This is a genomic window from Micromonospora sp. NPDC000207, from assembly GCF_040300925.1.
In the GTDB taxonomy this organism is placed as follows: Bacteria; Actinomycetota; Actinomycetes; order Mycobacteriales; family Micromonosporaceae; genus Micromonospora.
Genome location: NZ_JBEPEQ010000053.1, coordinates 23,406 through 39,910, shown reverse-complemented (window position 1 = coordinate 39,910; position 16,505 = coordinate 23,406). Strand labels below are relative to the sequence as shown.

Annotated in this window: 19 protein-coding genes, 3 tRNA genes and 1 pseudogene; 12 read left to right on the top strand and 11 right to left on the bottom strand. The window is 71.1% G+C overall.

From position 1 onward, the window contains the following. From ABT336_RS15260 to ABT336_RS15235, 6 genes and pseudogenes are all read left to right on the top strand, one after another. Nucleotides 1-110 (top strand): annotated as a pseudogene (locus ABT336_RS15260) (MerR family transcriptional regulator); the annotation flags it as partial. 90 nt (nucleotides 111-200) lie between these two features. Further along, nucleotides 201-971: a polysaccharide deacetylase family protein gene (locus ABT336_RS15255; protein ID WP_350897213.1), complete on the top strand. Its 771-nt coding sequence runs from the start codon at nucleotides 201-203 to the stop codon at nucleotides 969-971. 143 nt (nucleotides 972-1,114) lie between these two features. Then, nucleotides 1,115-1,187: transfer RNA gene (locus tag ABT336_RS15250), tRNA-Glu, on the top strand. 32 nt (nucleotides 1,188-1,219) lie between these two features. After that, nucleotides 1,220-1,293 (top strand) — tRNA-Asp (locus tag ABT336_RS15245). Nucleotides 1,294-1,393: 100 nt separating this feature from the next. Beyond that, nucleotides 1,394-1,467, top strand: a tRNA-Phe gene (locus tag ABT336_RS15240). A gap of 139 nt (nucleotides 1,468-1,606) precedes the next feature. Then, entirely contained in the window at nucleotides 1,607-2,104 is a 498-nt protein-coding gene (locus ABT336_RS15235) for an SRPBCC family protein (protein ID WP_350897211.1), read from the top strand. A gap of 63 nt (nucleotides 2,105-2,167) precedes the next feature. On the opposite strand, the gene ABT336_RS15230 is transcribed toward ABT336_RS15235, so the two are convergent. After that, nucleotides 2,168-2,893 (bottom strand): DUF2786 domain-containing protein, encoded by a 726-nt coding sequence (locus ABT336_RS15230; protein WP_350897209.1) that lies wholly within the window; start codon nucleotides 2,891-2,893, stop codon nucleotides 2,168-2,170. 124 nt (nucleotides 2,894-3,017) lie between these two features. Between ABT336_RS15230 and ABT336_RS15225 the strand changes: the two genes are divergently transcribed. After that, a complete protein-coding gene (locus tag ABT336_RS15225; protein ID WP_350897208.1) occupies nucleotides 3,018-3,482 on the top strand; it encodes a hypothetical protein in 465 nt (154 codons plus the stop codon). Nucleotides 3,483-3,509: 27 nt separating this feature from the next. Here ABT336_RS15225 and ABT336_RS15220 read toward each other — a convergent pair whose 3' ends face one another. Beyond that, nucleotides 3,510-3,878 carry a hypothetical protein gene (locus ABT336_RS15220; RefSeq protein WP_434743831.1) on the bottom strand — a complete coding sequence of 123 codons (369 nt, stop codon included), beginning with the start codon at nucleotides 3,876-3,878 and terminating at the stop codon, nucleotides 3,510-3,512. A 187-nt stretch (nucleotides 3,879-4,065) separates the two neighbouring features. Here ABT336_RS15220 and ABT336_RS15215 point away from each other — a divergent pair, with 187 nt between their 5' ends. Then, nucleotides 4,066-5,406 carry an ABC transporter substrate-binding protein gene (locus ABT336_RS15215; RefSeq protein ID WP_350897206.1) on the top strand — a complete coding sequence of 447 codons (1,341 nt, stop codon included), beginning with the start codon at nucleotides 4,066-4,068 and terminating at the stop codon, nucleotides 5,404-5,406. A gap of 110 nt (nucleotides 5,407-5,516) precedes the next feature. On the opposite strand, the gene ABT336_RS15210 is transcribed toward ABT336_RS15215, so the two are convergent. Further along, nucleotides 5,517-6,293 (bottom strand): enoyl-CoA hydratase/isomerase family protein, encoded by a 777-nt coding sequence (locus ABT336_RS15210; protein WP_350897205.1) that lies wholly within the window; start codon nucleotides 6,291-6,293, stop codon nucleotides 5,517-5,519. Then, nucleotides 6,290-7,228 (bottom strand): 3-hydroxyacyl-CoA dehydrogenase family protein, encoded by a 939-nt coding sequence (locus ABT336_RS15205; protein ID WP_350897204.1) that lies wholly within the window; start codon nucleotides 7,226-7,228, stop codon nucleotides 6,290-6,292. Before ABT336_RS15205 ends, ABT336_RS15210 begins: the two co-directional genes overlap by 4 nt. 186 nt (nucleotides 7,229-7,414) lie before the next feature. On the opposite strand from ABT336_RS15205, the gene ABT336_RS15200 reads away from it, so the two are divergent. Together ABT336_RS15200 and ABT336_RS15195 are read left to right on the top strand one after the other, a co-directional pair. Beyond that, entirely contained in the window at nucleotides 7,415-7,720 is a 306-nt protein-coding gene (locus ABT336_RS15200) for a hypothetical protein (RefSeq protein ID WP_350897203.1), read from the top strand. Nucleotides 7,721-7,932: 212 nt separating this feature from the next. Then, on the top strand, nucleotides 7,933-8,316 hold the full coding sequence (locus ABT336_RS15195) for a PPOX class F420-dependent oxidoreductase (RefSeq protein WP_350897202.1): 384 nt from the start codon (nucleotides 7,933-7,935) through the stop codon (nucleotides 8,314-8,316). A gap of 90 nt (nucleotides 8,317-8,406) precedes the next feature. On the opposite strand, the gene ABT336_RS15190 is transcribed toward ABT336_RS15195, so the two are convergent. Together ABT336_RS15190 and ABT336_RS15185 are read right to left on the bottom strand one after the other, a co-directional pair. Next, entirely contained in the window at nucleotides 8,407-8,616 is a 210-nt protein-coding gene (locus ABT336_RS15190; protein ID WP_007073996.1) for a BldC family transcriptional regulator, read from the bottom strand. 252 nt (nucleotides 8,617-8,868) lie between these two features. Beyond that, nucleotides 8,869-9,708, bottom strand: a complete 840-nt coding sequence (locus ABT336_RS15185) for a DUF8083 family protein (protein ID WP_350897200.1) — start codon at nucleotides 9,706-9,708, stop codon at nucleotides 8,869-8,871. Between the two features lie 192 nt (nucleotides 9,709-9,900). Between ABT336_RS15185 and ABT336_RS15180 the strand changes: the two genes are divergently transcribed. Further along, nucleotides 9,901-10,983 carry a Glu/Leu/Phe/Val family dehydrogenase gene (locus tag ABT336_RS15180; RefSeq protein WP_350897198.1) on the top strand — a complete coding sequence of 361 codons (1,083 nt, stop codon included), beginning with the start codon at nucleotides 9,901-9,903 and terminating at the stop codon, nucleotides 10,981-10,983. 401 nt (nucleotides 10,984-11,384) lie between these two features. Next, a complete protein-coding gene (locus ABT336_RS15175) occupies nucleotides 11,385-11,594 on the top strand; it encodes a DUF3073 domain-containing protein (protein ID WP_350897197.1) in 210 nt (69 codons plus the stop codon). A 125-nt stretch (nucleotides 11,595-11,719) separates the two neighbouring features. Here ABT336_RS15175 and amcA read toward each other — a convergent pair whose 3' ends face one another. The 5 genes from amcA to ABT336_RS15150 form a co-directional block, all read right to left on the bottom strand. Next, nucleotides 11,720-11,959: a multiple cyclophane-containing RiPP AmcA gene (gene amcA, locus ABT336_RS15170; RefSeq protein ID WP_350897196.1), complete on the bottom strand. Its 240-nt coding sequence runs from the start codon at nucleotides 11,957-11,959 to the stop codon at nucleotides 11,720-11,722. After that, entirely contained in the window at nucleotides 11,928-13,031 is a 1,104-nt protein-coding gene (gene amcB, locus ABT336_RS15165) for a cyclophane-forming radical SAM peptide maturase AmcB (protein ID WP_350897214.1), read from the bottom strand. Before amcB ends, amcA begins: the two co-directional genes overlap by 32 nt. 127 nt (nucleotides 13,032-13,158) lie before the next feature. Next, nucleotides 13,159-14,313, bottom strand: coding sequence for a phosphoribosylformylglycinamidine cyclo-ligase (gene purM / locus ABT336_RS15160; protein WP_350897195.1), 1,155 nt, complete (start codon nucleotides 14,311-14,313; stop codon nucleotides 13,159-13,161). A 100-nt stretch (nucleotides 14,314-14,413) separates the two neighbouring features. Further along, nucleotides 14,414-15,955, bottom strand: coding sequence for an amidophosphoribosyltransferase (gene purF / locus ABT336_RS15155; RefSeq protein ID WP_350897194.1), 1,542 nt, complete (start codon nucleotides 15,953-15,955; stop codon nucleotides 14,414-14,416). A 166-nt stretch (nucleotides 15,956-16,121) separates the two neighbouring features. Further along, complete coding sequence (locus ABT336_RS15150; protein WP_350897193.1) at nucleotides 16,122-16,475, bottom strand: sterol carrier family protein; 354 nt, start codon at nucleotides 16,473-16,475, stop codon at nucleotides 16,122-16,124. Nucleotides 16,476-16,505: the final 30 nt, after the last annotated feature.

The following is a 16,505-nucleotide window of genomic DNA, read 5'->3' as shown; positions in this document are numbered from 1 at the left end:
CGGGCTGGCGGGCCGACACCCTGCCCGCCGGGGTGGTCCGCCCGGTCGACCTGGCCGAGGCGGTCTCGCTGGCCATCGCCCTCTGTGACTCCCTCGAACAATCCTCGTGACCGGCCCTGCCGGTACCGGGGGTGCCTCCACTAGCGTCTGAGGGTCCGCGCACCCGACCCCTCGGAGCGATGATGTCTCGCGCCGCCCTCGTGTCCGCTTTCTGCCTGCTACTGATCGTCACCGGCTGTGGGCAGGCCGGCACCGGACCCGACCCGGCAGCGGCCCCGCCCACCCCGGCGCCCGCACCGTCGACGCCCCCCACGCCGGCCGCCAGCCCGAGCCCGACCCACAGCACCCCGCCGGCCCCGGTCCGCGCGCGTCCCACCGGCCTCCCCGCCGGCCTGCGCAAGACCACAGGGGTACGCGAGGTCGCGCTGACCTTCGACGACGGCCCCGACCCGAAGTACACCCCGACCGTTCTCGACCAGCTCCGCGAGGCGAAGGTGAAGGCGACCTTCTGCGTCATCGGCAAGCGGGCCGAGCGGTACCCGGAGTTGGTGGCCCGGATCGCCCGTGAGGGGCACCAGCTCTGCAACCACAGCTGGGACCACGACATGGACCTGGGCCGACGGCCGAAGGCCGCCATCCGCGCCGACATGAGACGGACCAGCGCCGCCATCCGTGCCGCCGTACCGGACGCGAAGATCCCGTTCTACCGCCAGCCGGGCGGCAGGTGGAACGCCGAGGTGGTGGCGGTCGCCAAGCAGCTGGGGATGCGCTCACTGCACTGGACCGTCGACCCGCAGGACTGGGCGAAGCCCACCGCCACCACCATCGCCAAGCGGATCAAGAAGGCCGCCCGCCCCGGCGCGGTCGTCCTGCTGCACGACGGCGGGGGTGACCGGGCCCCGACAGTGGCCGCCTGCCCCCGGGTGATCATCGACCTCAAGACCCGGTACGGCATCACCAAACTGCGCTGACCTGCGGTTTTGTACGGCCGAACGGGGTCACCCGTACCGGTTTTGTCGACCGGCACCCGATCACGTATGCTTTGCAAGCCTCCGGCGGGGCCGGATGGGAGCAAGTCCGCCAGAACTTGCGAGTGTGCAATGATGGCGGGGCCGCCCTCATCGTCTAGCGGCCCAGGACGCCGCCCTTTCAAGGCGGTAGCACGGGTTCGAATCCCGTTGGGGGCACGGTCCGGCTTCGGCCGGATGCAACAGAGCAAGGTCCTGTGGAGCAGTTGGAGTGCTCGCCGCCCTGTCAAGGCGGAGGTCGCGGGTTCAAGTCCCGTCAGGACCGCAACGCTACGCCGCGTGCACCTTGCGCGGCGTTCTGCGTATCGGCCCACGGTCCCCACAGGCAGTTCACCTGCTCACCGGGTAGCATGAGCCGAGATCAAGGCCAGGTAGCTCAGTTGGTACGAGCGTCCGACTGAAAATCGGAAGGTCGGCGGTTCGACCCCGCCCCTGGCCACATAGCCTTTCGCCGGGCTACCAAGATCCCCACTAGCGGAAACGCCGGTGGGGATCTTTGCTTTCCCGACCCCAGACCCCCAGATGCCCCTGGTGTGTTGCAGGGCGGCGGGGGCGGGCGTTTGGGTAGATTCGGACTTATGGCGCAGAAGGGGACATCGGTTCGGCAGGAGGTGGGTCCGGCCTCGGTGCGAAGTGTGCTGCTCGTGCCGGTTCCGGTGGAGCGGGCCTTCGAGGTCTTCGCCGAGGAGTTGGCCGACTGGTGGATCCGGGACTACACCTGGTCGGGGTCGGCGGCGCTGGTGGAGTTGGGGATCGAGCCGCACACCGACGGGATGCTCTACGAGATCGGGCCGTACGGGTTCCGGGCCGACTGGGGTCGGGTCCTGGTCTGGGAGCCGCCGTACCGGCTGGTCTTCACCTGGCAGATCGGGCCGGACCGGGCACCGGTGCCGGACCCGGAGCGGGCCAGCGAGGTGGAGGTGCGTTTCCGCGCGGACGACTCCGGCGACACCGTGGTGGAGGTGGAGCACCGGCACTTCGAGCGGCACGGCGAGTCGGGTGAGGGCTACCGGGAGGCGCTCACTGCCGGATGGCAGGAGCTGCTGACCGGCTACCACCGCTCCGTGACCCGCTGACCCGACACCGCAGCCCTCGGCACCACCCGGGACACCGACACCGCAGCATCCCGCACCGCACCTTCAACCGTCGGTTGCCGGGCTTCGGCCGGGGAGTTGGCGGGCCGACGACGGGGTGGGGACCCGTCTCCCGCCCAGGTCGGCGCGGCGGCCCGCCTCGGTACCGGTGGCGAACCCGCCGCCGGCCAGTCGGCGGCGTGGGGCCGTACGCAGTCGGGGGTAGGCCTCCGCGACCCGCCGCTGCACCCGGTCGGCCCGGTCGACGAGCACCAGGGCGTACGACTCGCCGGTGACCTGCCCGGCGGCCGTCTCCTCGGCGGCCCGGAGCCGTTCCCCGACGGTCTGGGCGAAACCGGCCAGCCAGGTACGCCGGAAGGCGGCGACGTGGACGCCCCGTGGCACGGGGGTGCCGGCGAGCCCCTGTGCGGCCTGCACCAGCAGCGAGGTGAACAGGACGTCGACCCGTTCCAGGTCGCTGGCGAAGCCGAACAGGTGCATCTCGAAGCCGCTGCCGTTGCGACGGCGTACGCACCGGCACCGCATGGGGTCGGCGACCGCGGCCAGCAGTCCGGCCTTGTCCCTGGCGTACGGGGCGGGGACGTCGACCATCCGGTCACCGACCGGGTCGGCGGCCGGGTCACGGGCGGCGAGCAGGGCGTTGTCGACTCCGTACCGGGCGATGAGGTCGGTGGCCTTGGCGGTCAGCGCGGCGGACTCGGCGGGGGTGCAGGCCGGGTCCTCCGCCTTGGCCAGCAGCTTGCGGACCTTGCTGAGCATCGCCTCGGACATGGCAACAGAGCTACCACACCCCCTGGACGAGCCCGGGAGCGACAGGCGATACATCGACGCGTACCATCGTCTCGGCACGCGGTCCGTCCACTACGGACGGTTGTTCGAGCATCTGGAGGTGGGCATGTCCGTCACTGTCACCCGGGCACTGGCCGGAGCCGTCGCGTTGACCGTCGCCACCATCGGTGGTCCGGCCGGGGCGGCACCGTCGGGGGGCACCGCCGAGGCGGCACCGGCCGAGGTCATCGCCGAGGTCGGGGCGCAGAACCAGTTCGCCACCACCTCCACCTGTTACGGCGGGTCGGTCCGCTCGTTCTTCCAGGTCGCCGGCTGGGGCGGCAGCGCCGGGCCGTACCGGGCGTCCACCCGGTGCAAGGACGTCAACGTACGCAACGCGAGCCCCTTCCCGGTCGACGCCTGCGTGGTCTTCGTCGACAAGACCAGCAAGTGCAACTACTGGACGTACCTGCCCGCCAAGTCGGGCTGGGTGGTGGTCGCCACGAACGTCAAGGACGGGGTCCGGTTCCAGGTCCGGTTCGAGACCCAGCGGTACGAGTACGAGGCCCTGACCTCGCACCACGCCTTCTGATCAGCAGCAGCCCCGCCCCCCGGGTCGTCAGCCGGCTCGGCTGCGCAGGGTCGCCAGGGTCGACCCGGCGAGGGTCTGTAGGCACTCGGGGAGCTGCCCGTCGGCCACCGCCGCCCCGAACAGTGCCTCACCGGTGTCCTGGTCGTGATTGGCGTACGCGCTGACGAACCGGGCCACCCAGCGGGTGTCGTACTCGGCCTCGTCGATGTCCGGGAACTCCAACGAGCAACCCCCGACCGGCACCTCCTCGCCGAGGAGGGTCGCCGCCAGACACCAGGCCATCCCGTACGCCCCGTCCAGGCCGGAACGCTCGACGACGGTGTCGATAGTCCTGGCCACGGCGGCACCGTCACCGTCGAGCGCCGAGTCGAGGATGGCGGTGGCGTCGTCGAACATCTGCCGTGATAGGTCCGTCACTCGCCGCACAGTAGGGCAACGGGTCAAGTGATCACCAGGGGTACCGGGAAAATCACATCAGGTGAGCGGCGCCGCGTGGGGGCGATCTGATCCGCTGCCGCGCTCCCGCCGGTGACCGACGGCACGCTAGTGTGCGCAGCGGACCTTCGCCCAAGGAAGGACGACCATGCTCCCATCCCGCGTCCCCCGCGCCGCCGCACTGGCGGGTGCTGCGGCGCTCCTGCTCGCCACCGTTGCGTGCGGGACGGACGAACCCGAGGAGGCGACCACCCAACAGGTGCGTCTCTACGGCGTAGACGGCAACATGCAGAACTCCTTCCCCGCGCAGTTGAAGGACCGCTCCGGTCTGGTCGACGGGATGAAGGGGACCACTCCCCTGACCCCGCTGCCGGAGGGTTTCAAGGAGCGGCTGCGGGCGGTCGACCCGAAGCTGACCGACTTCCCCTACGCCGGGGAGTCCTACGACGCGGTGGTGATCAGCGCCCTGGCCGCCGAGTTGGCGGGCACCACGGCGCCCCGTGAGGTCGCCCGGCAGATCGTCGGTGTCACGAACGGCGGCAAGCGCTGCGACGACATCCCCACGTGCCTGAAGCTCGCCCGCGACGGCGAGGACATCGAGTACCGGGGGATGTCGCTGAACCGGGCCGGGTTCACCGACGCCGGGGAGCCCTCCACCGCCAGCTACGCCACGCTCCACTTCGACCACGAGAAGATCGACGAGGGCAAGACCGAGTTCGTGGGCGCCGGGGACGAGTCCCGGGCGAGCACCAAGGCTCCGCCGAAGGCCCGGCCGGGTAGCGGCAGCCGGGGCGGCGCTCCGCTCGTCTTCGGCGGGCTGCTGCCGCAGACCGGCGACCTGTCGCTGGCGTACCCGCCGCAGTTGGCCGGGGTCCGGCTGGCGATCCGGGAGATCAACGCAGCGGGTGGCGTGCTCGGGGAGCCGACGCGCTTCATCGAGGGCGACGACGGCACCAATGTGAACGTGGCCAAGGCGACGGTGGCCTCCCACGTCTCCGCCGGCGTGCACGTCATCATCGGATCGGCCGCCTCGGGTATCTCCCGGCAGGTGCTGCCCGACGTGGTGGCCGCCGGCCGGATCCTCTTCTCCCCGGCCAACACCGACGCCGGGTTGAGCGAGGTGGAGGACCAGGGGCTCTACTTCCGTACCGCCCCGCCGGACAACCTCCAGGGTCGGGCGCTCGCCGACGTGATGCTTCGGGACGGGCCGACGAAGATCGCCCTGGTGGCCCGGAAGGACTCGTACGGCGAGGGCCTCCAGGGGTCCGTCCGGGACGAGTTGGAGCGGGCCGGGATGGGCCCCGACCGGGTGAAGCTGCTCACCTACACGCCGCCGGAGAGTGCCGAGGTACCTGTCGACTTCTCCTCGGGTGCCCTGGACATCAAGGACTTCGGGGCGGACGCGGTGCTGGTCATCGGGTTCGCCGAGTCGGCCCAGGTGATCATGGCCCTCGACGACGCCGGGCTCCGCATCACCGACGACGACTGACGCACTGCCTCGTCGGCGACGTGCCCGGGCACGGGCAGTGTCGACGAGGTCCGGAGAACGGAGGGCGGGGACGCCGTCGGCGGCGACCGCGGCGTCCCCGCCGACGTTCACTACGGCGACCGTCGGCTCCGGCTCCGGTCGAGGAACTCGGTCATCCGGCGGTGCTTCTCCTCGTCCTCGAAGAGGACCGCCTGGCTGACCAGGTCCAGGTGGGGGTGGGCGGCCGGTGGGGCGTCCACAGCCAGCTTGGTCAGCCGCAGCGCCAGCGTCGAGCCCTTGGAGATCTCGTCGAGCAGTCCGTGCGCTGTGGGCATCAGCTCGGCCGGGTCGGCGACCACCCGGTTCACCAGCCCGATCCGTAGCGCCTCGGCGGCGTCGACCCGTCGCCCGGTGAAGAGCAGCTCCTTGGCCCGCGCCTCGCCTACCAACGCCGGGAGCCGGTGGGTGGCCCCCGCCCCGGCCAGGATCCCCAGTCGCACCTCGGGCTGGCCGAACACCGCCCGGTCCGTGCACACCCGCAGGTCGCAGGCGTACGCCAGCTCCGCGCCGCCGCCCAGCGCCGGCCCGTCCACCGCCGCCACCGTCGGCAGGGGCAGGGCGCGGACCCGGGCGAAGACGGCCGAGTTGATCGCGGCGAGGGCGTCGGACCTGCCGCGTTCGCGCAGCTGCCCGATGTCGGCCCCACCCGCGAAGATCCCCTCGACGCCACCGGTGAGCAGCAGGAGTCGCGGCCGGGCCTCCAACTCGGCGCAGACCTGGTGCAGGGCGGTCACCAGGTCGGCGTCGATGGCGTTGCGCTTCTCGGGGCGGTCGAGGGTGACCACCAGCCGGTCCGGCTGCTCCTCTACTCGCAGGCCGCCTCCGCCGGTCGGGGCCGGGGCGCTCATCGGGTCACCTCCCCGGCCGTCGTCGGGGCGTCGACCCGGCGGCCGTCGACCCAGCGGTAGAAGCCCTCGCCGCTCTTGCGACCCAGCCGACCGGCGGCCACCATCTCCTCAAGCAGCGGCGGCGGGGCGAAGCGGTCACCGTACGCGGCCTGGAGCGTCCGGGCGATGTCCAGTCGGACGTCCAGCCCGACGAGGTCGGTCAACTCCAGCGGGCCGACGGGATGCTTGTAGCCGAGGACCATCGCCTTGTCGATGTCCGCCGCGTCGGCCACCCCGTCGGCGAGCATCCGGATCGCCTCCAGGCCGAGGGTCACCCCGAGCCGGGAGGTGGCGAAGCCGGGCAGGTCGCGTACGACGACGGGGTCCTTGCCCAGGCGGCGGGCGAGCGCGACGGCCGCGACGGTGGTCTCGTCGGCGGTGGCCGGGCCGACCACGATCTCCAGCAGCGGCATCGCCCAGACCGGGTTGAAGAAGTGCAGTCCGAGGAAGCGGTCCCGGTGCTCGATCCCCTCGGCCAGGTCGGTGATGGGGATGCTGGAGGTGTTGCTGCCCAGCAGGGCCGGACGCAGGCCGGCGGCTGCCCGGAGGACCGCTCGTTTGAGGTCCAGCCGTTCCGGGACCGCCTCGACCACCACAGCGGGCTCGGGGGCGACCTCGGCGAGCCCGCCGACCACTGTGAGCCGGTCCCGGTGTGCGCCCGCCTCGTCGACTGTCAGCTTGCCCCGCTGCACGGCCCGGTCCCGGAGATCCCCGAGGCGGTCACGGGCCGCTGCGGCCCGCTCCGGGTCCACCTCCACCAGTTCCACCCGGTATCCGGCCCCGGCGGCCACGTACGCGATGCCGAGGCCCATCGTGCCGGCTCCGACCACGACACAACGATCGCCGGTGGCACCACGGGGATCGCCCGGGTCAGGCCGCTCGCTCCACTCGTTCATGGGGCGACCCTATGCAGCCACGACCCGACAGCGCTGCCCGGGGCGTCGGGCCTGCGGGATCACGCGGCCACGCTCCGTGGGGACCTGTCGCGTCGGCCTGTCATGATCGGGTTCCGTACCGGCAGGCGTGGGGACGGACCGGATCGGGTACAGACGGCGGTCAACAGAGGGAAGGGACGACCCGACATGAGCCAGGCACCGGAGATCCTGCCGAGCACCGACCCGGCGGAGAGCACCGAGACGGTGGACACCCGAGGCGACGAGCGGATCGAGCTGCTGCGCGCGGACACCAACAACGACGGACGGACCGACGTCTGGGTGGTGGACACCGACGGCGACGGCAAGGCCGACCTGTTCCAGTTCGACACCGACGGCGACGGCAAGGTCGACGTCACCATGGTCGACCTCAACGAGGACGGCACCCCGGACGAGGTGGTCGACGGTGACGGCGGGCTCCCGCCCGAGCAGCTTCCCCCCACCGTCCAGGTCTGACCTGCTGTGGCGTCCCACCCGCTTGCGGTAGTACGCGCGGCGGGCGGGTGGGAGCTTGCGCGGGCCCGGTGAGGGCTGCGGGGGTGGGTGGGAGCTGCGCGGGCCGGTGAGGGCTGCGGGGGGCCGGTCCACCGGCGGTGCCGCACCTGTGTCCCCGGCCACCGCCCACGAACCGGGACACCGGGCGGAGGACCGAGCCGTACCCTGACGGCATGACCACGTTGGATCGCCTGTCGGCGGAGAAGTACGTCCTGGTGACGACGTTTCGTAAGGACGGTCGGGCGGTGCCGACCCCGGTCTGGGCGGTCCGGGACGGGGACGCCCTGGCGGTCTGGTCGGCGGCCGACGCGGGGAAGGTCAAGCGGATCCGGCGCAGCGGCGAGGTGACGGTGGCCCCCTGCGACGTGCGGGGGCGCCCGCACGGTCCGGCAGTGCCGGGGCACGCCGTCCTCTGCGACCAGGCCGACAGCCGCCGGATCCGACAGTTGATCAAGGAGAAGTACCGGCTGCTCGGCCGACTGACGATGCTCGGTAGCCGGATGCGTCGGGGCGAGGCCGGCACCGTCGGGATCCGGATCACGTTCGCCGCCGAGTGACAGGGCGGCGAGCGCTCCTCCGGACACGAATCAGGGGCGGCGGATGATCTCCGCTGCCCCTGAAATGTGAAACTGGTGAAGCGCTTCCTGTCAGTCGCCCTGCCGCTGCTGGGGGATCTGCCCCTGCAACAGGGCTCGAACCTCCGACTCCCGGTAGCGGCGGTGGCCTCCGAGTGTCCGGATGGCACTGAGCTTGCCCGCCTTCGCCCACCGGGTCACCGTCTTCGGGTCGACACGGAACATCGACGCCACCTCGGCCGGTGTGAGCAGCGGCTCTGGTTCGTGCGTTCGCGATGCCATCGGTCACTCCTCCACATGTATAGACATCGGCCGGGGTCCCGCCGGCCGACGCGTCTCCCATGGTCCGGCTAGTCCCCGATGTCCGACATGGGCCGAACGGCCGAAGGTCCCTAGACGGACGGATGAACCATGCCCGATTTATACGACTAATACACCCCAGAAAGTACCTTATTCGGACTCATAATCACGGTTCGTGATGCGTCAGCTACGAGCCCGCCTCGGGTTCGGGCGGGTTTACTGGCTGTTTTGTGACTAGTTGCACCTTTCGAGCAGCTGCACCGCCCGCCACCGGGCCACCAGCTTGTCGTACGCCGCCGAGGCCTCGTCCGCCTCGCCCTTCGACAGCCCCGCGAGCCCCGCCGCGACCAGTTCCGGCGAGTCGTCGGCGGCCAGGGTCTCGTCGGACAGCAGGTGCACCAGGCCGCCGTAGTCCAACTCCACCACCGAGTGCGGGTGGAACTCCTCCAACCACCGGGCCGCCTCCTCGACCGCCTCGGTGATCGGCGCCTCCCCGACCGTCTTGGTCAACACCGACAACGCCCGGGACGCCCGCTGACGGGCCTTGGAGATCTCGGTACGGAACCGCAGCGCCCGCCGCCCCGGCGCTGTCACGTGGTCGCGCTCCTCGGCGTCGAAGAGCACGAACCACCGCAGCGGGACCCCCCACGTGGCGATCTGCTCGTGCACCCGGGGCACCCCGTGCTCCAGGACCCGCGCGCCGCTGCGCCAGTCCTCCACCACCGCCTTGGCCTGCCCGGCCAGGATCGGCGGGACGAACGCGTCGGCGAGCACCGGAGGAACCCCCTCGCGGGCGGACAACGCCGCCTCGGCCACCCGGATCCGCAGGTTCCACGGGCAGATCAGCAACGTGTCGTCGGTCTCCACGACGTACGCCTCGTCAGGCAGGTCGGGAAGCCGGGTCCAGCCCGCGCCGAGCGCCTCGATCACCGCCGTCCGTTGCCGGTCGGGCCCCTCCAACGGGGCGACCGCCCGCCCCTGGGCCACGTACCGACGCCAGTACGACTGGCGCTTACGGTCGAAGGCGGTCAGCGGCTCGTACACGCGCAGGTATGAGGCGAAGAGCGACGGCACTGCGCGATCCTCCCACGACTCGGGCTCGGGCCCCACGTCAGCGCCGTCCCCGACCAGGGCGGGGCCCACCCGACGCCCCGGTCCGACGCCGTACCGGCGAGGCGATACTAGGCTCGGTCACACCGGCAGACCCCCGCCGGCATCCCCCGAGGGCGCGTCCCACGAGGACGCCAGCGACACCAGGAGCACGTCATGGGCGTATTCGCCAGCACCGACGACCCGGGTTCCACCGGGCACGAGCAGGTCGTCTTCTGCCAGGACAAGCAGAGCGGCCTGCGGGCGATCATCGGCATCCACTCCACCGCGCTGGGCCCCGCGCTCGGCGGCACCCGCTTCTACCCGTACCCGAGCGAGGAGGCCGCCCTGGCCGACGTGCTCGACCTGTCCCGTGGCATGGCGTACAAGAACGCGCTGGCCGGGTTGGACCACGGCGGCGGGAAGGCGGTCATCTGGGGTGACCCGGAGCAGCTGAAGTCGGAGGCGCTGCTGCGCGCGTACGGCCGGTTCGTCGAGTCGCTGGGCGGGCGCTACTACACCGCCTGCGACGTCGGGACCTACGTCGCCGACATGGACGTGGTGGCCCGGGAGACCAGATACGTCACCGGCCGCAGCGTGGAGCACGGTGGCGCGGGCGACTCGTCGGTGCTGACCGCCTGGGGCGTGTTCCAGGGCATGCGAGCCGCCGCCGAGCACCTGTGGGGCAGCCCGACGCTGCGCGGTCGACGGGTCGGGGTGGCCGGTCTCGGCAAGGTCGGCAAGCACCTCACCGGGCACCTGCTCGACGACGGTGCCCAGGTGGTCGCGACCGACGTCAGTCCGCGCGCCCTGGAGTGGACCCGCACCACGTACCCGCAGGTGGAGTTGGTGGCCGACGCGACAGCGTTGGTCAGCTCCGACATCGACGTGTACGCCCCCTGCGCGCTCGGCGGCGCGTTGGACGACGACACCGTCGCGGCGTTGCGGGCGCGGATGGTGGCCGGGGCCGCCAACAACCAGCTGGCCCACCCGGGGATCGAGAAGCTCCTCGCCGACCGGGGTGTCCTGTACGCCCCGGACTACGTGGTCAACGCGGGCGGGGTGATCCAGGTGGCCGACGAGATCGAGGGGTTCGACTTCGACAGGGCGAAGCTGCGCGCCACCCGGATCTTCGACACCACCCGGGAGATCCTCCGGCTCGCCGACGCCGAGGGCGTTCCCCCGGCGGTGGCCGCCGACCGGCTGGCCGAGCGGCGGATGACCGATGTGGGTCGGCTCCGCTCCATCCACCTCCGCTGACCCCACCGCCCCGGTGATCAAGGCCCGCGCGACCGGACGGCACGGCGCGGTCCCCTTGGTCCCCGCGCACTCCCCGCGCGCTCCCGGGCAATCCCGGGCGCTCCCCGCGCAATCCGCGCGCTCCCCGAAGCGCTCCCTGCGTACTCCTCGACGATTTGAGCGGTACGCCCCGATCAAGGTCTTTCGTGAGGTTCTGTTCGGTGTAACGGGTGGCCCGGGGTCGGACCCTCGCCCGGTACACTCCGTGACGGGTGGGCAACTGCGACTCGCTGAGCCGGCTGTCGGCAACCCGAGGTGCCGAACGGTGGCATCCCCATGTACCGTAAGAGCCACGAGAGATGCCTGACGTCATCGGGGCCCGCCTTCGGGCTGCCCCGAATTCTGTGCGAGGGGGTCGAGCCATGGGGCGCGGCCGTGCTAAGGCCAAGCAGACAAAGGTGGCCCGGGAGTTGAAGTACAACACCCCGAACACCGACCTCGCCGCCTTGCAGCGAGAACTCGGCGGCAGCGGAAAGTCGAACCGCGACTTCGACGACGACTACAAAGTCGACGACGATGACGACGACCATACGGACGACGACCCGGACAACTGGGCCCGTCCGCCCCGCTGACCTCCGGTCACATCTGAGCACGCGGTGAGCTCCGCGTGCTCATGCATGTGCCGACCTGAAGCTGGCGAGCCAGATGCCGACTCGGGGACCTGCCGTTTCAGCAGGTCCCCGAATCACGGCTGACCTCACCGGGGTCGGTTGTTCCAGTTGTAGAACGTCGGGATGTTCTCGAAGTGGTTCCAGGCGCAGACCGCGCCACCACCGTCGCCACCGCCCGCCACCTCGGACCGCACTCGACGTGCCGCCTCGGCCTCGTCCAACAGCGCGTTCAGGCCGACGGCGGCGTCCCTGAACCGCTCCGCGATCAGATCGACGGGCTCCGCCTCGATGCGCTCAGGCTGCCGGTCCCTGGTGGTCTCGGGCATGCTCCAACACTCCCTCCAGTAGGCGGATCTTGCTGTTGCGGCAGTGCTCGGTCTCCGTACCGTCGAAGCGTCGGTGTTCGAAGTAACGGTTGGCCGCGTGGCCGCCACCGCAGAACCCGAAGTACGCACACGACGACCGGCACGCCTCCACACCGGTGAGGAACTCCCCCACCCAGGACGTACCGGACGCGGACGTCAGGATCTCCGCCAGCGGAGCCTGCAACACGTTGCCACTGCTGAAGTCGCCGTACCGGGGGTCGGTGAAGCCGGCCAGCTCCGGTGAGAGGACCGTCACCGACCCGTCGAACCCGACAGTGGGGATCGGGTCCAGTTGCCGGGGCAGGACCGTGTCGGCCGCCCCGTCCAGGGTCGCCGCCACGTACCGCAGCGACCACTCCACCTCCCGCAGGTGGATCCGCGGGTCACGACGCCACGCCGCGACCAGCTCCGCCCAGAACCCGGTCACCGCCGCCCGGTCGTGGGTGTTGTCCCGGAGGTTGACCCCCTCGGTCTCCTCGATGTTGACGCCGAGGACGTCACACCCCAGGGTGAGGAAGTAGTCGTACAACTCGGTGGCGAGCCCCGGCTCGGGTCGGCTGACGACTGCCAGTGCCGAGAACGGCAGCCCGTGTCGCCGCAGCGCCGCCACCCCGCGCAGGATCCGGTCGTACGCCGGCCGCCCGCCCCGGGTGGTCCGCTCGTGGTTGCGCTCCCGGGGACCGTCCACGCTCACGCTCACCCGCATCCGGTGCGCGGCGAAGAACTCGCACCAGGCGTCGTCGATCAGCGTGGCGTTGGTCTGGACGTGCTGCTCGACGTCGCCGTCGAAGGGGGCGATCAGGGCGGCCAGGTGTTCCCGACCCGCCGCGAGCGGCTCACCGCCGTGCCACACCACCGAGAAACGCCCCTGGGTGGCCCACCCGTTCACCGACTCCGCCACCGCCTCGGCCACCGACACCGGCATCCGCCGGTCGGCCGACCGCATCGGCAGATAGCAGTAGGCACAATCCAGGTTGCACAGGGTGGTGGGCTGCATGACGACGTACGACGGCACCGCCGCCATCCCGCGCATCCCGCTGAACGACCTGTCCCGAGCGGCCATCGTCACCTCCGGAGCGCCTGAGGTCACCCCTCAGGCTAGGCGGCGATGGCCACTCGGGTAAGCCCCGATCAGTTGGTCGTACGACCAGCGGGCCGGCTCAGCCCCGGGTGTGCTGCCCGACCATCTGCACCGCACCGGTGCCCTCGACGATCTCGCCGGCCTGCCAGGCGTCCACGCCCCGGCCGGTCAGAGTGGCCAACGCCCGGTCGGCGTCCTCGGCCGACACGATGGCGAACATGCCCACGCCCATGTTGAACGTGGCCTCCATCTCCGGGTCCTCGATCCGCCCCTTGGTCTGGATCAGGTCGAAGATCGGCTGCGGCTTCCAGGTGGAACGGTGCACGACCGCGTCCACGTGCTCCGGCAGGACCCGGACCAGGTTGCCCGGGATGCCACCGCCGGTGATGTGAGACAGCGCCCGGACCTCGGCCTCGGCGATCAGCTTGAGGCAGTCCTGAGCGTAGATCTTGGTGGGGGTGAGCAGCTCCTCACCCAGGGTCCGCTGCCGACCGAAGTCCTCGATCACCACGTCCAGTCGCATCCGGCCGGCACCCAGAAGCACGTGCCGGACCAGGGAGTATCCGTTGGAGTGCAGACCCGAGGAGCGCATCGCGATCACCACGTCGCCCACCTCGACCCGCTCCGGGCTGAGGATGTCGCTCTCCTCGACCACCCCGACGCCGGTGGCGGAGATGTCGTACTCGTCCGGCCGCAGGACGCCCGGGTGCTCGGCGGTCTCGCCACCGAGCAGCGCGCAACCGGCGTACCGGCACCCGTCGGCGATCCCGGCGCCGATCTCGGCCACCCGATCCGGCACCACCTCACCGGTGGCGATGTAGTCGAGCAGGAAGAGCGGCTCGGCACCGCAGGCCACCAGGTCGTCGACGACCATCGCCACCAGGTCGATGCCGACGGTGTCGTGGATGTCGAGCTGCTGGGCGATGACCAGCTTCGTCCCCACCCCGTCGGTCGAGGAGGCGAGGATCGGGTTCTTGTACTTCGTCGTGTCCAGCCGGAACAGCCCGGCGAAGCCGCCCAGGTCGCCCATCACCTCCGGCCGCCGGGTCTGGCGCACCTTCGACTTGAGCAGCTCGACCGCGCGGTCACCCGCCTCGATCGAAACCCCGGCGTCGGCGTAGGAGACCGTACGTTTGCGGCCGGGGCGGCCGGTGCCGGCCGTCCAGGGCTGACGGTCGCCGCCGGCGCCGGTCGGGCTGCTTCCTGCGCCGCTGCGCTCGGACACGTGCGTCACGGTTCTCCCCTTTGTGGTTCTCGCGGTGCCGGTCGTCGGCGGCGGTCGGGCCGGTCGGCCCGAGGCACCGTCGCCGTCGCGGGTTGTCGCGCGGGTGCTGCTACGAGTGGTGCGGTGCCCCGCCGCCGGGGGTGGCGACGAGCTCTTCGATGACGTGCTGCGGAGCCTCGGACGACCCGGTCGTGACCCGACGCCCGATACCTTCGAGCAGATGTTTGCCGATTTGGTTCCCGGCCGGCAGATCGATCGGGTACTCCCCATCGAAGCACGCACGGCAGAGCCGGCTCTTCGGCTGCTCGGTCGCCGCGATCAGCCCGGGGAGGGAGACGTACCCCAGCGTGTCGGCACCGATCGACCGTCGGATGCCCTCGTTGTCCAACCCGTTGGCCAACAGCTCGGCCCGGGTGGCGAAGTCGATACCGTAGAAACAGGGCCAGGTCACCGGCGGCGAGGAGATCCGTACGTGCACCTCCAGCGCACCGGCCTCGCGGAGCATCCGGACGAGGGCCCGCTGGGTGTTGCCCCGCACGATCGAGTCGTCCACCACGACCAGCCGCTTGCCCCGCACGTTCTCCCGCAGCGGGTTGAGTTTGAGCCGGATACCGAGCTGACGCAGGGTCTGGGACGGCTGGATGAAGGTGCGCCCCACGTACGGGTTCTTCACCAGACCGGAGCCGTACGTGATGCCGGAGGCCTCCGCGTACCCGATGGCGGCCGGGGTGCCCGACTCCGGCACCGGGATGACCATGTCGGCCTCGACCGGGTGCTCCTTGGCCAGCAGGCGGCCGATCTGCACCCGGGCGGCGTGCACGTTGCGTCCGGCGATGGTGGCGTCCGGGCGGGCGATGTAGACGTACTCGAAGAGGCAGCCCTTGGGCTCGGGCGCGGCGAACCGGGAGGACCGCAGGCCGTCGGCGTCGATGGCGATCAGCTCACCCGGCTCCACCTCCCGGACCACGCTCGCCCCCACGATGTCCAGCGCGGCGGTCTCGCTGGCCACCACCCAGCCCCGCTCCAGCCGACCGAGGACCAGGGGACGCACCCCGTTGGGGTCCCGGGCGGCGTAGAGCGTCGACTCGTCCATGAAGACGAAGCTGAACGCCCCCCGCAGCTGGGGCAGGACCTCCATCGCGGCGGCCTCGACCGAGAGGTCGGGACGGCTGGCCAACAGCATGGTCACCAGGGAGGTGTCGTTGGTGGCCCCGTCGGAGTCGATGCCCCTGGTCTGCACCTCCTGCTGCAACTCGGCCGTGTTGACCAGGTTGCCGTTGTGCGCCAGGGCGATCGTGGTGCCGGAGTTGCTCGACCGGATGGTCGGCTGGGCGTTCTCCCAGGTGGAGGCACCGGTGGTCGAGTATCGGGCGTGCCCGATCGCCACGTGCCCCCGCAGGCTCGCCAGGGTGGGCTCGTCGAAGACCTGCGCGACCAGGCCGAGGTCCTTGTAGACCACCACGCCGGTGCCGTCGCTGACCGCGATCCCGGCTGCCTCCTGGCCACGGTGCTGCAACGCGTACAGCCCGAAATAGGTGAGATTGGCAACCTCTTCCCCCGGCGCCCAGACACCGAAGACGCCACACGCGTCCTGGGGGCCGGGTCGTTGGGGGTCAAGGTCGTGGCTCAGCCGGCCGTCGCCTCGGGGCACCTGCCGCTCCCTCAAAATTGGTCGGGACCGGCCGGGCGGGGCGCTTGACGCCTTCGCACTGCGGCCGGGACCACTGTCGTCACCTGACAGTGTACGCGAATCCGTGTCGACACCCAAAGTCACGATTCGAGAGCAGAGAGTCACCGACGGTGGTATCTTCGCTGGTTCACAACGGTAGGTGAGCGGAGAGATCGGCTCGCGTTCCGCTCATCCTGACGCGACCCTGGGTCACCGCCTCCGCCCATCCGAGTCGCCCGGTGGCCGTCTCCACCCACGTCCGCGGATCCATCTCCACCACGTTCGGCGGCGTGCCCCTGGTGTGTCGGGGACCCGGAACACACTGAACTGCACCGTAAGGTGGGATCCGCACCTCCACCGATCGGCCGGGCACCCGCTCGGCCAGGACGGTCAGCAGGGCACGAACCGCTGCCCGATAGACGGACCTTTCGGGCGTACGTCCCTCGTCGAACGCCGCGAGTACGGCCTCGACGGCTTCGGACTTACTGTGCGGAGAGGACACGACGGGACGATACGGCCTGACCGTACGACG

What these genes read in the sequence shown, in the direction of transcription:
- ABT336_RS15235 (WP_350897211.1), top strand. Translation starts at nt 1,607, where the DNA reads ATGGCGCAGAAGGGGACATCGGTTCGGCAGGAGGTGGGTCCGGCCTCG.
- ABT336_RS15230 (WP_350897209.1), bottom strand. Translation starts at nt 2,893, where the DNA reads ATGTCCGAGGCGATGCTCAGCAAGGTCCGCAAGCTGCTGGCCAAGGCG.
- ABT336_RS15225 (WP_350897208.1), top strand. Translation starts at nt 3,018, where the DNA reads ATGTCCGTCACTGTCACCCGGGCACTGGCCGGAGCCGTCGCGTTGACC.
- ABT336_RS15220 (WP_434743831.1), bottom strand. Translation starts at nt 3,878, where the DNA reads ATGTTCGACGACGCCACCGCCATCCTCGACTCGGCGCTCGACGGTGAC.
- ABT336_RS15215 (WP_350897206.1), top strand. Translation starts at nt 4,066, where the DNA reads ATGCTCCCATCCCGCGTCCCCCGCGCCGCCGCACTGGCGGGTGCTGCG.
- ABT336_RS15210 (WP_350897205.1), bottom strand. Translation starts at nt 6,293, where the DNA reads ATGAGCGCCCCGGCCCCGACCGGCGGAGGCGGCCTGCGAGTAGAGGAG.
- ABT336_RS15205 (WP_350897204.1), bottom strand. Translation starts at nt 7,228, where the DNA reads ATGAACGAGTGGAGCGAGCGGCCTGACCCGGGCGATCCCCGTGGTGCC.
- ABT336_RS15200 (WP_350897203.1), top strand. Translation starts at nt 7,415, where the DNA reads ATGAGCCAGGCACCGGAGATCCTGCCGAGCACCGACCCGGCGGAGAGC.
- ABT336_RS15195 (WP_350897202.1), top strand. Translation starts at nt 7,933, where the DNA reads ATGACCACGTTGGATCGCCTGTCGGCGGAGAAGTACGTCCTGGTGACG.
- ABT336_RS15190 (WP_007073996.1), bottom strand. Translation starts at nt 8,616, where the DNA reads ATGGCATCGCGAACGCACGAACCAGAGCCGCTGCTCACACCGGCCGAG.
- ABT336_RS15180 (WP_350897198.1), top strand. Translation starts at nt 9,901, where the DNA reads ATGGGCGTATTCGCCAGCACCGACGACCCGGGTTCCACCGGGCACGAG.
- ABT336_RS15175 (WP_350897197.1), top strand. Translation starts at nt 11,385, where the DNA reads ATGGGGCGCGGCCGTGCTAAGGCCAAGCAGACAAAGGTGGCCCGGGAG.
- amcA (WP_350897196.1), bottom strand. Translation starts at nt 11,959, where the DNA reads ATGCCCGAGACCACCAGGGACCGGCAGCCTGAGCGCATCGAGGCGGAG.
- amcB (WP_350897214.1), bottom strand. Translation starts at nt 13,031, where the DNA reads ATGCGCGGGATGGCGGCGGTGCCGTCGTACGTCGTCATGCAGCCCACC.